The sequence below is a fragment of the Microbacterium sp. genome, from assembly GCF_032084865.1.
Lineage (GTDB): Bacteria > Actinomycetota > Actinomycetes > Actinomycetales > Microbacteriaceae > Microbacterium.
Genome location: NZ_DAMDLU010000005.1, coordinates 35977 through 48992, shown reverse-complemented (window position 1 = coordinate 48992; position 13016 = coordinate 35977). Strand labels below are relative to the sequence as shown.

11 protein-coding genes and 1 riboswitch are annotated in these 13016 nt (G+C 69.6%); of the genes, 7 read left to right on the top strand and 4 right to left on the bottom strand.

Annotation, left to right across the window (positions count from 1 at the left end):
* Positions 1-1098 (bottom strand): glycosyltransferase family 4 protein (locus RT309_RS01365; RefSeq protein ID WP_313354632.1); only part of this gene is annotated, 1098 nt, incomplete at its 3' end.
* 148 nt (positions 1099-1246) lie between these two features.
* Here RT309_RS01365 and RT309_RS01360 point away from each other — a divergent pair.
* Both RT309_RS01360 and RT309_RS01355 read left to right on the top strand, forming a co-directional pair.
* A complete protein-coding gene (locus RT309_RS01360; protein ID WP_313354630.1) occupies positions 1247-2974 on the top strand; it encodes an ABC transporter ATP-binding protein in 1728 nt (575 codons plus the stop codon).
* Positions 2971-5220: an ABC transporter ATP-binding protein gene (locus RT309_RS01355; RefSeq protein ID WP_313354628.1), complete on the top strand. Its 2250-nt coding sequence runs from the start codon at positions 2971-2973 to the stop codon at positions 5218-5220. The genes RT309_RS01360 and RT309_RS01355 overlap by 4 nt, the downstream gene beginning before the upstream one ends.
* Before the next feature lie 99 nt (positions 5221-5319).
* On the opposite strand, the gene RT309_RS01350 is transcribed toward RT309_RS01355, so the two are convergent.
* On the bottom strand, positions 5320-6894 hold the full coding sequence (locus RT309_RS01350) for a D-alanyl-D-alanine carboxypeptidase (RefSeq protein WP_313354626.1): 1575 nt from the start codon (positions 6892-6894) through the stop codon (positions 5320-5322).
* A gap of 74 nt (positions 6895-6968) precedes the next feature.
* Positions 6969-7078: riboswitch (TPP riboswitch) on the top strand.
* On the opposite strand from RT309_RS01350, the gene RT309_RS01345 reads away from it, so the two are divergent.
* The 3 genes from RT309_RS01345 to RT309_RS01335 all read left to right on the top strand — a co-directional run bounded on the left by RT309_RS01345 (position 7071) and on the right by RT309_RS01335 (position 10056).
* Complete coding sequence (locus RT309_RS01345) at positions 7071-7715, top strand: ECF transporter S component (RefSeq protein ID WP_313354624.1); 645 nt, start codon at positions 7071-7073, stop codon at positions 7713-7715. Its footprint overlaps the riboswitch before it by 8 nt.
* The gene (locus RT309_RS01340; RefSeq protein WP_396654392.1) at positions 7634-9241 is read left to right on the top strand and encodes an ABC transporter ATP-binding protein; all 1608 of its coding nucleotides are present in this window, start codon (positions 7634-7636) and stop codon (positions 9239-9241) included. Before RT309_RS01345 ends, RT309_RS01340 begins: the two co-directional genes overlap by 82 nt.
* Entirely contained in the window at positions 9238-10056 is an 819-nt protein-coding gene (locus RT309_RS01335) for an energy-coupling factor transporter transmembrane component T (protein WP_313354620.1), read from the top strand. The genes RT309_RS01340 and RT309_RS01335 overlap by 4 nt, the downstream gene beginning before the upstream one ends.
* A 39-nt stretch (positions 10057-10095) precedes the next feature.
* Here RT309_RS01335 and RT309_RS01330 read toward each other — a convergent pair whose 3' ends face one another.
* Complete coding sequence (locus RT309_RS01330) at positions 10096-10833, bottom strand: aminoglycoside 3'-phosphotransferase (protein WP_313354619.1); 738 nt, start codon at positions 10831-10833, stop codon at positions 10096-10098.
* A gap of 19 nt (positions 10834-10852) precedes the next feature.
* Positions 10853-11212 carry a DUF488 family protein gene (locus RT309_RS01325; RefSeq protein WP_313354616.1) on the bottom strand — a complete coding sequence of 120 codons (360 nt, stop codon included), beginning with the start codon at positions 11210-11212 and terminating at the stop codon, positions 10853-10855.
* Between the two features lie 119 nt (positions 11213-11331).
* Between RT309_RS01325 and RT309_RS01320 the strand changes: the two genes are divergently transcribed.
* Together RT309_RS01320 and RT309_RS01315 are read left to right on the top strand one after the other, a co-directional pair.
* Complete coding sequence (locus RT309_RS01320; protein ID WP_313354615.1) at positions 11332-12093, top strand: SDR family NAD(P)-dependent oxidoreductase; 762 nt, start codon at positions 11332-11334, stop codon at positions 12091-12093.
* 92 nt (positions 12094-12185) lie between these two features.
* Entirely contained in the window at positions 12186-13016 is an 831-nt protein-coding gene (locus RT309_RS01315) for an NAD(P)-dependent oxidoreductase (RefSeq protein WP_313354613.1), read from the top strand.

Here is a 13016-nt window from a genome sequence, read left to right as displayed (position 1 = left end):
GTACGCGACCGCGGCCTCGCGCGGAGCCGCGAGCAGCGAGCGGTCGGCCTCGAGCCGCACGATCAGGTCGGCCAGCCCCTCGGCATCCGGGGTCGCCGTGCCGAGCGCCGCCTCGCCGAACTCCGTCGCGAGCACGGGGTCGCTGACGATCACCGGGCGACCGTGCGCGAACGCCTCGAGGGCGACCATCGGCTGATTGTCGAAGCCGAGCGAGGTGATGAGCGCGGCATCCGCGGCATCCATCAGCTCGCCGACCTGCTCACCCGGAACAGGTCCGTGGAACGTCACCCCGGGCACGGGTCGGTGCGTGCCGCCGGCGACGTCGAGATGCACGCGGCCCTCGCCGAGCCGGTCTGTGACGAGACGCATCGCGTCGAGCGCGACATCGAGACGCTTCTCGGGCGCGAAGCGCGCCACCCACAGCAGGCGCAGTGGCGAGCCTTCCGGCGCGGGGGCCACTCGCAGCGGCTGCGCGACGTTCGAGAAAGCCTCGACCCGCCCTGCGCCCGCATCGCGCAGCGCCACAGCCTGGTGCTTCGAGGGGGAGAGCACGACGTCGGCGCGCTCGGCGACGCGCAGCGTCATGGTCCGCAGGGAATTGTTCAGCGGATGGCTGCCGGTGAAACGGCCACCGTTCCGGATGCCGGTGAGCGAGCGGTGCACGCGCGAGACCACCGGCGCGAACGGGGCTAGCGCTGCCGGAGCGCGCCAGAAGAAGGTGTGCACGGTGTGCAGCGAGGGGATCCCCAGTTGGCGCGCCACGTCGATCGCCGCGGCCGCGAGGGCGAACTCGGAGTGCACGACGATCGCGCCGACGCCGTGCCGGCGGATGGTCGCGGCGACCAGCGGCTCGAGATCGCGGGCGCGGCCGAGCAGCGGCAGATCGAGCACCGGGATCGTGCCGCGCCGGGGAGGGGAGACGGTGGTGATGCCGTCTGACGTCAGAGCGTCCGCATCCGGCGCCAGGACGACAACCCTCACACCTTCGCCGGCGAGAGCCTGCGCCTGACGGATGAAAGCCGTCTGCGCACCGCCGAGGTACTTCAGCGAGTAATCGCACACCATCAGCACGGCAGGGCGGGCGTTCTCGGAGGGCATGACAGCGAGTCTATTCGGGGCAGGAAACCGATCGTTTTCCGCTGACAGCGAAGGTCAGCCAAGAGGGGGATCCGGATGTCGGCGGTTGGTGGCACGATGTGTGATGGCCGCGTTTCGGCCCTCCGAATTCTCACAAGGAAGTCCGCCTGTGCTCGGAAAACTCCTCACCCGCTATCTGGCCAGATACTGGCCGCTGCTCATCACGATCGTCGTGCTCCAGTTCGCCAGCGTCATGGCGTCGCTGAACCTGCCCGAGATCAACGCCGACATCATCAACAACGGCGTCGCAAAGGCCGACATCGCCTACATCTGGAACCGCGGCGGCTTCATGCTGCTGGTCTCGCTGGGGCAGATCCTCGCCTCGATCCTCGCCACCTTCTTCGCCGCCCGCATGGCGATGAGCGCCGGGCGCGACATCCGCGCCGACGTGTTCGAGCGGGTGAGCGGCTTCTCCGAGCGCGAGGTGTCGCAGTTCGGCGCCGGCTCGCTGATCACCCGCAACACCAACGACGTGCAGCAGGTGCAGATGCTGGCGATGATGGGCGCGACGATGTTCGTCACCGCTCCGCTGCTGGCGATCGGCGGCATCATCAAGGCCATCCAGACCGACGTCGGCCTCAGCTGGCTGATCGCCGTGTCGGTGCCGCTGCTGCTGGTCATCGCCGTCGTGATCATCGGGCGCATGGTGCCGCTGTTCCGGCGCAACCAGGCCAAGCTCGACGACGTCAACCGCATCATGCGCGAGCAGCTCACCGGCGTGCGCGTCGTGCGGGCATTCGTGCGCGAGCGCATCGAAGAGCGCCGGTTCCGCGAGGTCAACACCGACCTCATGGTGCTCGGGCGCAACATCGGCTCGCTGTTCGTGCTGATGTTCCCGCTGTTCATGCTCGTGCTCAACGTCACCATCGTCGCGGTGGTGTGGTTCGGCGGAGTCGAGATCAACGCCGGCAACGCCGAGATCGGCACGATCTTCGCGTTCATGCAGTACATCGGCCAGATCATGATGGGCGTCATCATGTCGAGCTTCATGGCGATGATGATCCCGCGCGCCGCGGTCTCGGCCGAGCGCGTCACCGAGGTGCTCGACGCCGAATCGTCGATGACCCGCCCCGAGAACGGCGTCACCGACTTCCCCGAGCCGGGTGCGGTGGCCTTCCGGAACGTCGAATTCACCTACCCGGGCGCCGAGGTGCCGGTTCTCTCCGACATCACGTTCGACGCCAGGCCGGGCGAGACGGTGGCGATCATCGGATCCACCGGATCGGGTAAGACGACACTGGTCTCGCTGATCCCGCGCCTGTTCGACGCCACCGGCGGCGCGGTGCACGTGGGCGGCGTCGACGTGCGCGAGGCCGACCTCGACACCCTGTGGCAGGGCATCGGGCTCGTGCCGCAGCGCCCCTTCCTGTTCTCCGGCACGGTGGCGTCCAACCTCCGGTACGGACGGAAGGATGCCACCGACGACGAGCTGTGGGCGGCGCTCGAGATCGCGCAGGGTCGCGACTTCGTTGAGGCGATGCCGGACGGGCTCGAGTCGCGCATCGCGCAGGGGGGCACGAACGTGTCGGGTGGCCAGCGTCAGCGTCTCGCGATCGCTCGTGCGATCGTGCACCGGCCGCGCATCCTCGTGTTCGACGACTCGTTCTCGGCTCTCGATCTGACGACGGATGCCCGATTGCGCCAGGCGCTCTGGAGAGAGCTGCCTGACGTCACCAAGATCGTCGTCGCACAGCGCGTCTCGACGATCACCGATGCCGACCGCATCGTCGTCCTCGACGACGGCGCAGTGGTCGGTGTGGGCACCCACGACGAGCTGCTCACGACCAGCCCCACCTACAAGGAGATCGTCGAGTCGCAGCTGGGGGTGGACGCATGAGCGAGCAGGAGCCGAACACGATGTCGCGTCGCGAGCGCGCGCTCGCCGCACGGGCATCCGCCACCGCTGTCGCAGAGCCGGAGCTGACCGCCGCCGAGAAGGAGGAGGCTGAGCTCGCCGAGAAGGCCCGCCTCGAGGGCGGCGGCATGTTCGACGGCCCAGCTCCCGGCAAGGCCGACAACTTCGGCCCCAGCTTCGTCCGCATGATCGGGCTGCTCAAGCCGTCCGCCTGGTGGTTCGGGCTGGTGTCGTTCTTCGGCGCCGTCGGCGTCGTGCTCGCCGTCGCAGCTCCCAAGGTGCTGGGCGAGGCCACCAACGTCGTGTACGAGGGGTTCATCTCGAGCGTGCTCGGCAAGGGATTCGGCGGAGCGCCCGGCTTCCCGCAGGGGACCAGCCGCGACCAGGTGGTCGAGGCGCTGCGCGGTGCAGGGCAGGACGAGTTCGCCAACATGGTCTCGGCCATGGACGACTTCGCGGTCGGCGACGGCGTCGACTTCGAGCGTCTGCGCTGGATCATCATCGCCGTGCTCGCGATCTACGTGGTCTCGTCGATCCTCAGCTGGCTGCAGGGGTACGTGATCAACGTGATCATGGTGCGCACCATGTGGCGCCTGCGTGAAGACGTCGAGGCGAAGATCAACCGCCTGCCGCTGTCGTACTTCGACAAGGTGCAGCGCGGTGAGCTGATCTCGCGGGTCACCAACGACATCGACAACATCACCCAGACCATGCAGCAGTCGCTGTCGGGTGCGCTGACCAGCGTGCTCACTGTTATCGGTGTGCTGGTCATGATGTTCTCGATCTCGTGGCAGCTCGCGCTGGTCGCACTCATCTCGCTGCCCCTCATGGGTGTGATCTTCGGCGTCATCGGCCCGCGCTCGCAGAAGGCCTTCGGCACCCAGTGGCGCAAGGTCGGCCGTCTGAACGCCCGCGTCGAGGAGGCCTTCTCGGGTCACGCGCTGGTGAAGGTGTTCGGTCGCGAGAAGGACGCTCTCGAGAGCTTCCAGGTCGAGAACGAAGAGCTGTTCCAGGCGGCGTTCAAGGCGCAGTTCCTCTCGGGCATCATCATGCCCGCGATGATGTTCGTCGGAAACCTGCAGTACGTCGGCATCGCGGTGCTCGGCGGCCTGCTCGTGGCCGGCGGCAACCTGCGCCTCGGCGACGTGCAGGCGTTCATCCAGTACTCGCAGCAGTTCAGCCAGCCGCTCAGCGAGCTGGGCGGCATGGCCGCCGTCGTGCAGTCGGGCACCGCCTCGGCCGAGCGGGTCTTCGACCTGCTCGACGCCGAGGAGCAGGACCCGGATGCCGAAGACGCGCCCTCCGCGCCGCAGGGCAAGGGCGTCATCGAGTTCGAGCACGTCGCGTTCTCGTACAGCGCCGACCGCCCGCTGATCACCGACCTCTCATTCCGGGTGGAGCCGGGGCAGACCGTGGCGATCGTGGGACCGACCGGTGCGGGCAAGACGACGCTCGTGAACCTCATCATGCGGTTCTACGAACTCGACTCGGGTCGCATCCTGCTCGACGGGCAGGACATCTCCGAGATGCGCCGCGACGACGTGCGTGCGCGCACCGGCATGGTGCTGCAGGACCCGTGGCTGTTCGCCGGCAGCATCCGCGAGAACATCCGCTACGGAAACGACGCGGCCACCGACGAGCAGATCATCGCCGCGGCCGAGGCGACCTACGTCGACCGGTTCGTGCACTCCCTGCCCGAGGGCTACGAGACCGTGCTCGACGAGGACGCCTCGAATGTCTCGGCCGGAGAGCGCCAGCTGATCACGATCGCCCGCGCGTTCGTGTCACGACCGTCGATCCTCATCCTCGATGAGGCCACGAGCGCTGTCGACACCCGCACCGAGCTGCTGCTGCAGCAGGCGATGGCAGCCCTCCGCGAGGGGCGCACCTCGTTCGTGATCGCCCACCGCCTGTCGACGATCCGCGACGCCGACCTCATTCTCGTGATGGAGCACGGCGACATCGTCGAGCAGGGCGACCACGACGAGCTGATCGCCCGGCAGGGCGCGTACTGGCGGCTGTACCAGTCGCAGTTCGAGCAGGCAGCGACCGACCTCGACGCCGAAGAGGCGCTCACCGGCTCCGCGCCCGTGATCGTCACCGGAGACGCCGAAGACGGGCACGAGGCGATCGCCGAGCAGAGGGTCGTCGCCGCGGCCGACACCCACCAGCTTGGCGAGGCAGTGCGAGAGGCCGAGTCCACGGCATCCGACCCGCAGCGCGACTGATCCCGCGCGAGCAGAACGCCCGCCCCGATCACGGGGCGGGCGTTCTGCTGTACGCGTGCCCGACAGGCTGTACGCGTGTCCGGCCAGAGGTCCGATCGCTCAGTCGAGGCCGAAGAGCGCGAGCGGGTGGGTCAGACGCCACCAGGCGCTCGGCTGGGTGATGTCGTCGGCGAGCGAGACCGATGCGGTCGCGGTGCCGAGCGGACCCTCGACGGTCATGGTGCCCACCTCGGCGCGGGCCGCGACCTTATCGCCGAGGGAGAACGAGGTGGTCGCCGTCGCCTGCGAACCGTTCCACAGCAGCACCCGCACGTCGGCATCCGTCACGACCTCGACGTGATCGCCCCACTCGGTGCTGACATGGCCGACGACGGTCCGCGAGGGAACCGACGTCGGCTGCTCGGCGAGCGTCGTCTCCATCTCGGCGAGAAGCTGACGGGTCACGGCCAGCCGCTCGGCGTTGTCGGCCTGCCCGAGCACCGCGGTGTACAGACGCACCGTGGTGTCACCGAAGGCGACATCCTTCGCGGTGAGCAGATTCCAGTGGCTCAGCGTTCCGGTCTTCACACCGACGACGCCGGGGTCGTCGAGCATCTTGTTGGTGTTGGTGATCACGCCCACGCCGGGGATGTCGGCCGAGCGGGTGGCGACGATCTCGGCGAAGACGGGGTTCGCCATCGCGAGCTCGGCGATCTGGATCAGTGCTGCCGGGGGCGCCACGTTCGCCTCGCTGAACCCCGACGGAGCCGCCAGGGTGACGCCCTCGATGCCGCGGTCGCTCAGCCACGTCGCCGATGCCTCTGCGAACGCGCGCTGCGATCCCCAGATCTCGTTCGCGAGTCGGTCGGTGTAGTTGTTCGCCGACCCGAGCAGGATGCCCTGCAGCATCTGGTACTCGGTCAGGCTGCCCCCGACCGGCACATCGAGCGAGGACTGATCCATGCGGCGATAGCTCCAGTAGTCGCGGGAGTCCGCTGCGGTGAACGCGAAGCTCGGCCCCTGCTCGCCGACCTTCAGCGGCAGCTCGTCGAGCACCATCATCACAGTGACGACCTTCGAGATGCTCGCGATCTCGTCGGCCGAGGTGGTCGATGCCATCGGCTCCATGCCCTGGATGCCCACGGCCGCGCTTCCCGTCGCGGGCCAGGTCACGGTCGCCGCCGGAGCGGGAGCGATCTCGACGGTCGTGGCTTGCACGGTCGGGGCGACCTCATGCAACGGCCACAGCAGCGTGGTCGCTACATAGGCGCCGCACAGTGCGGCGACGAAACCGAGCGGCAGGAGCACGCGGGGGCGTCGCCATTCCGGGGTGAGCCGGGCGCCGGCGAACAGCTCGCGCGGCTGCGAGGTGGGAATGTGCTCGTCGAGCAGGGTGGATGCGTCGAGCCACGTCAGCGCGGTCGGCGGGCGCGCGTCGTCGGCCCACTCCTTCGGCGCCTCCTCGAGGTCGGCGTCGGACGCCGAGGGCTCCGCAGGAGAGAGCGCCGGAGCCGCGGCGGGGTCGGTGCGATCCACAGCGTCAGTATCCCTGGTCGCAGCCAGTTCCGGCCCGAGGCTGTCGCCGAACGCCGGCAGCACGGATGTGCCGCCGGATGAGCGCTCTGCGCGCGCCCTCGTGCGCTCGCGTATCGCGCGACGCGTCACCGGGCGCGTGGACTCGGGGGAGTGGGTCACCCGACCACGCTACAGGCCGGTGTTTCACGGGGCGAAACGTCGACCCGTGGCAGCCGCCACCGGCGTTATGATCGAGTCATCACCACGGGAGTCCGGACAGCCGGGCTGAGAGGAAGCGATCCGCGCTTCGACCGTCGAACCTGATCCGGATCATGCCGGCGCAGGGAGGAGTTCAGATGAGCACGTCCACGTCCGCGTCCACCGCGCAGACCACCCTCGCACCCGCCACGCGCAACCTGCGCTGGCGCGTCGTCGACATCGTCGTCGCCGCCGTGCTCGGCGTCGCGATCGGCCTGCTGTTCTGGGGCTGGAACATCATCGGCGGCGCCTGGTTCGGAGCCGCCGACGCTCTGACCCCCGGGTTCGGCGGCATCGCCGTCGGCATCTGGCTGATCGGCGGCGTCATCGGCGGACTGGTCATCCGCAAGCCCGGCGCCGCTCTCGTCGTCGAGCTGATCGCCGCCATCATCTCGATGCTCATCGGCAACGTGTGGGGCGTCTCGACCGTGCTCTCCGGGCTGGTGCAGGGCCTCGGCGCCGAACTGATCTTCGCGCTGTTCCTCTACCGTCGATTCGGCATCGTCGTCGCGGCGCTCTCGGGCGTGGGAGCCGCCGTCGCCGCGTGGATCTTCGAGATGTTCTACGGCTCGTCGCCGAACTTCCTGAAGAGCATCGAGTTCAACGCCATCTACCTCGGAGCGCTCGTCATCTCGGGTGCACTCCTCGCCGGCGTGGTCGGATGGCTGCTCGTGCGCGCCCTGGCATCGACCGGTGCGCTGAGCCGCTTCGCGGCCGGCCGGGAAGTGCGCCAGGAGGTCTGAGCGTGTCTTCTCCGGCTCGCGTCACCGCGAACGGGTGGGGCTGGCGCTACGCCGGCCGGCGGCTGCCCGCCGCCAGCGACGTCACGTTCACGATCGAGCCCGGCGAGCGGGTGCTGCTGCTCGGTGCCTCGGGCGCGGGCAAGTCGACACTGCTCGCCGGCCTCGCCGGCGTGCTCGGCGATGCCGACGAGGGCGAGCGCAGCGGTGCTCTGCTCGTCGACGGCGCCGCCCCCGAGTCGCAGCGAGGCCGGATCGGCCTGGTGCTGCAGGATCCGGATGCCGGTATCGTGCTGTCGAAAGTCGGCGATGACGTGGCCTTCGGCTGCGAGAACCTCGGCGTGCCGGCCGACGAGATCCCGAACCGCGTCGCGTCGGCGCTCGACGCCGTCGGGCTGGACGTGCCGCTCGACCGGCCCACGAAGGCTCTCTCGGGCGGGCAGAAGCAGCGACTCGCTCTCGCCGGCGTGCTCGCCATGCGGCCCGGTCTGCTGCTGCTCGACGAGCCGACCGCGAATCTCGACCCGGCCGGGGTTCGCGAGGTGCGCGACAGCGTCGGCAGGGCGCTGGATGCCACCGGCGCGACGTTCGTCGTCGTCGAGCACCGCACCGAGGTGTGGCTCGATCTGCTGACCCGTGTCATCGTGCTCGCCGCCGACGGCGGGCTGCTCGCAGACGGTCCGCCGTCGGCCGTGTTCGCACAGCACGGCGACACGCTCGCCGAGGCCGGCGTCTGGGTGCCGCACCACGAGATCGACGTGCCGGTGCTCCCTCCCGCCGAACACACACGTCCCGGGCCGCCTGTGCTCGAGACGAGCGATCTCGCCGTGTCCCGCGACGGCCGCACCGCCGTGCAGAGCCGACTCGAGCTGCGGATCCCGCGCGGGACGGCGACGGTCGTCACCGGACCCAACGGGGCGGGCAAGTCCACGCTCGCGCTCACCCTCGCCGGTCTTCTGCCCGAACTCGACGGAACGGTGCTCGCCGCATCCGACCTCGCCGGCCGCTCCGGCCGTCGCCCCTCGCGGTGGAAGTCCCGCGAACTGCTCACCCGCATCGGCACCGTCTTCCAGGAGCCGGAGCATCAGTTCCTCGCCCGCACCCTGCGCGACGAACTCGCCGTCGGGCCGCTCGCGCTCGGGCTGCCGGACGCGCAGGTCGATGCCATCGTCGACGACCTGCTCGAGCGGCTGCAGCTCGCTCCGCTCGCACTCGCGAATCCGTTCACGCTCAGCGGCGGGCAGAAGCGACGACTCTCAGTGGCGACTGTGCTGGCCGCCGCACCGCAGGTGCTGGTGCTCGACGAGCCCACCTTCGGGCAGGACCGTCGAGGGTGGATCGGCCTCGTCGAGCTGCTGCAGGCCGAGGTCGCGGCCGGCCGCACGGTCATCGCGGTCAGCCACGACGAGGCGGTGGTGCGCCACCTCGGCGGACACCGCATCGCGCTGCACCCATCGACCGCCGACGACCCGGCGGCCACGCGCGGCGTCCCGACGCCGACCGCCGGCATCCAGAGGGGGCGGCGATGACGAGCACGACGAACCGATCGGCGACGACTCGGTCGACGCGACCCGACGCGGGCGGCCGTTCGGCCTGGCTCGACGGCGTGAACCCCGTCACGAAGATCGTTCTCGCCCTGCTGCTGTCGGTGCCGCTGTTCGCGTCGATCGACCCGGTGAGCGCTCTCGTGGCGATCGCCCTGCAGCTGCTGTGTCTTCCACTGACCGGGCTGCCAGTGCGCACGGTGCTGCTGCGCCTGCTGCCCATCGCCGTGTTCTCGCCGATCGCCGGGCTCAGCATGCTGCTGTACGCCGAGCCCGAAGGCCGGGTGTTCTTCAGCTTCGGCTTCGCCGCGATCAGCGAGGGCTCGATCGCCCTCGCCGTGGCGGTGACACTGCGTGTGATCGCTCTCGGGCTGCCGACGATCCTGCTGTTCGGTCGCACCGACCCGACCGAGCTGGGCGATGCGCTGGCGCAGGTCGCGCACCTGCCGAGCCGGTTCGTGCTCGGCGCGCTGGCCGGGGCGAGGATGCTGGGGCTCTTCATCGACGACTGGCGCACCATGTCGCTGGCTCGCCGTGCACGAGGGGTGGGCGACCACGGAGCGCTGCGTCGCTTCTTCTCGATGGCGTTCGTCCTGCTCGTCTTCGCGGTGCGGCGCGGCACGAAACTCGCGATGGCGATGGAGGCCCGCGGTTTCGGCTCGGGAATCGAGCGCACCTGGTCGCGGCCGTCGCGCCTTCACCCGCGCGACGGCGTGGCGCTGCTGGGCGGGGTCGCCATCATGGCGCTGGCCATCGCCGCGGCAGTCGCGGCCGGCGTCTTCCGGTTCGTCTGGAGCTGAGCGGCAGCTGCCCGGGCTGTCACGCGTGCGTCGGCACGGTCAGGTCGCGTTCCACAGGTCGCGGTAGAAGGCGAGCCGCTCGCGGTCGGGCTCGAGGCCGTACGCATCGATGAGCGCGTCCTCCCAACCGGGGCCGTAATCCCACTCCGTGCTCATCGATGCGACGGCGATATCAGCCCAGCGGTCGCCGACGCCGAGCAGGCCCAGGTCGACGTGCGCGAGCCACCGCCCACCGTCGTCGAGCAGAGTGTTCGGGCAGCACGCATCCGCATGACAGACCACCAGGCGATCGATCGGCGGAGCATCGCGGAATCGTTCGGGCACCCGGATGCCCCGGTGCTCGGCGTTCGCGATGCGGCCCTCGACCGACCACTTCCACGGGCAGCTCTCGACGGGCAGTGCGTCGTGCAAGGCGCGCAGCCCCTTCCCGACCGCTCGCACAGCGACCTCGGGCTGTGGGATCCATCGCGGGTCGACGGCGCTCGTGCCCGGCAGCGCCCTCGTCACCAGCCATTCGTGCGTGGCATTCCGGCCTTCGGCGAGCACCTCCGGCACGAGCGTCCACGCCCGCGCCCACCGCATCCGCTCGGCCTCGTCCCGCATGTTCGACTCGGCGTTGTGCGGCCCCCACTTGACGAAGAACGGCTCGGCGCCGCGGGGGTCGGCGCGGAAGGTCAGCCCGCCGTAGTCGTTGCTCCACACGCAGACGAGGGGTGCGCCCGCAGACAGATCGCGCACCTTCTCGGGAACTTCGACCGCTGATTCCGGAATCGACATGCGTCCATCGTCGCCGGTGTCAGTCCAGAAGCGATCTGAGCACGCCCTCGAGCACGACGGCGTGGTTGTGCTCGGTGTCGTTCACGGCGTAGACGAGCGTGACGACAGGATGCCCGCGCAGCGCGTCGACGAGGGTCGCGAGCGCCTCTGCCGATTCGGTCTCGAGCTGGGCCCGGTAGTGCGCGGCGTTGGTCTCGAAGTCCGCCCCCGGCGCGTGCCACTCGTGGCGCAGCTCGGTCGACGGGGCGACGTCCTTCGCCCACAGATCGATCGCCGCGCGCTGCTTCGAGACGCCGCGTGGCCACAGCCGATCGACGAGCACGCGGTATCCGTCGTCGGAGGAGGCGCTGTCGTAGGCTCGTTTGCGACGAAGGTCCATCCCCTCAGCATCCACCTGCTCGGCTCCACACCGCCAGCCAGACACTCAGAACCACGTATGCTGAGACTCAGTCGCACTCGGGCGTCGGATCGGCGCCGAGCCGTTCGAAGGAGAACACGATGCAGATCACCGGACAGGGCGCGCTCATCACGGGCGGCGCCAGCGGGCTCGGCCTCGCCACGGCGCGCAGACTGTCGGTAGCCGGCGCACGGGTCGCGATCATCGACCTGCAGAACTCCGCCGGCGAGGAGATCGCCGCCGAGCTCGGCGGGCTGTTCCTGCCCGCCGATGTGACCAGCTCCGAGCAGATCGCCGCCGCGGTGGCATCCGCTCACGCCGTCGCACCGCTGCGCGTCGTCGTCAACTGCGCGGGCATCGCGCCGCCGGCCAAGGTCCTCGACCGCGACGGCAACCCGGCCGACCTCGACGCGTTCGAGCGCGTCATCCGCATCAATCTGGTCGGCACGTTCAACGTGATCTCCCAGGCGGCGGCCGTCATCGCGCAGACAGCACCCACCGAGGGCGGCGACCGCGGCGTCATCGTCAACACCGCCAGCGTCGCCGCGTTCGACGGTCAGATCGGCCAACCCGCCTACTCGGCGTCGAAAGGTGGAGTGCACGCGATGACCCTGCCGATCGCACGTGAGCTCGCGCGCCACGGCATCCGGGTCTGCACGATCGCTCCCGGCATCATGGAGACCCCGATGCTCGCGGGCCTGCCGCAGGCCGCTCAGGACTCGCTCGGCCAGCAGGTGCCCTACCCGTCGCGGCTCGGCAGGCCGGACGAGTACGCGGCGCTGGTCGAGCACATCATCGCCAACGGCTACCTCAACGGCGAGACCATCCGTCTCGACGGCGCCATCCGCATGGCGCCGAAGTAAACCCGAGCCCGTCGAATCGCTCAGATTGCGTCGAAATCGTCCCGGAACTCGCAATATGAGCGATTCCAAATCAGACAGCCCAAGGAGAGACCATGTCACTGGCCGGTAAGACCATCCTCATGTCGGGCGGCAGCCGCGGCATCGGCCTGGCCATCGCGCTGCGCGCCGCCGCAGACGGCGCGAACATCGCCATGCTCGCCAAGACCGACACCCCGCATCCCAAGCTCGAGGGCACCGTGCACTCCGCGGCCGAGGCGATCCGAGCCGCCGGCGGCCAGGCGCTGCCCATCGTCGGCGACGTGCGCGATGACGGCCAGGTGACCGAGGCCGTCATGAAGACGCAGGGTGAGTTCGGCGGCATCGACATCGTCATCAACAACGCCAGCGTCATCGACCTGTCGGGTTCGCTCGATCTCGCGGCCAAGAAGTACGACCTCATGCAGGACGTCAACGTGCGCGGCACGTTCATGCTCTCCCGCGCGGCGGTGCCACTGCTGCGTGAGTCGGCGAACCCGCACATCCTGTCGCTCTCGCCGCCGATGAATCTCTCGCCGAAGTGGCTGGGAGCGCACACCGGGTACACCCTCGCGAAGTACGGCATGACGATGGCGACGCTGGGCATCGCCGCCGAGTTCGCGGATGCCGGGATCGCGGCAAACACGCTGTGGCCGCGCACCACGATCGCGACCGCGGCCGTGCAGAACCTGCTTGGCGGTGACCGCGTGATGGCGGCCAGCCGCACCGCCGACATCTACGCCGACGCGGCGTACGCGGTGATCACCAAGCCCGCGCGCGAGTACTCCGGGCAGACCCTGATCGTGGAGGATGTGCTCGAGGCCGACGGCGTCACCGACTTCTCGAAGTACGCCGCCGTTCCCGGCACCCCCGACGACCGCCTGTTCCCCGACATCTTCCTCGACTGA

Excerpts from the sequence above, each read along its gene's own strand:
- RT309_RS01355 (WP_313354628.1), top strand. The coding sequence starts at position 2,971 with ATGAGCGAGCAGGAGCCGAACACGATGTCGCGTCGCGAGCGCGCGCTC.
- RT309_RS01345 (WP_313354624.1), top strand. The coding sequence starts at position 7,071 with ATGAGCACGTCCACGTCCGCGTCCACCGCGCAGACCACCCTCGCACCC.
- RT309_RS01340 (WP_396654392.1), top strand. The coding sequence starts at position 7,634 with ATGGCTGCTCGTGCGCGCCCTGGCATCGACCGGTGCGCTGAGCCGCTT.
- RT309_RS01335 (WP_313354620.1), top strand. The coding sequence starts at position 9,238 with ATGACGAGCACGACGAACCGATCGGCGACGACTCGGTCGACGCGACCC.
- RT309_RS01330 (WP_313354619.1), bottom strand. The coding sequence starts at position 10,833 with ATGTCGATTCCGGAATCAGCGGTCGAAGTTCCCGAGAAGGTGCGCGAT.
- RT309_RS01325 (WP_313354616.1), bottom strand. The coding sequence starts at position 11,212 with ATGGACCTTCGTCGCAAACGAGCCTACGACAGCGCCTCCTCCGACGAC.
- RT309_RS01320 (WP_313354615.1), top strand. The coding sequence starts at position 11,332 with ATGCAGATCACCGGACAGGGCGCGCTCATCACGGGCGGCGCCAGCGGG.
- RT309_RS01315 (WP_313354613.1), top strand. The coding sequence starts at position 12,186 with ATGTCACTGGCCGGTAAGACCATCCTCATGTCGGGCGGCAGCCGCGGC.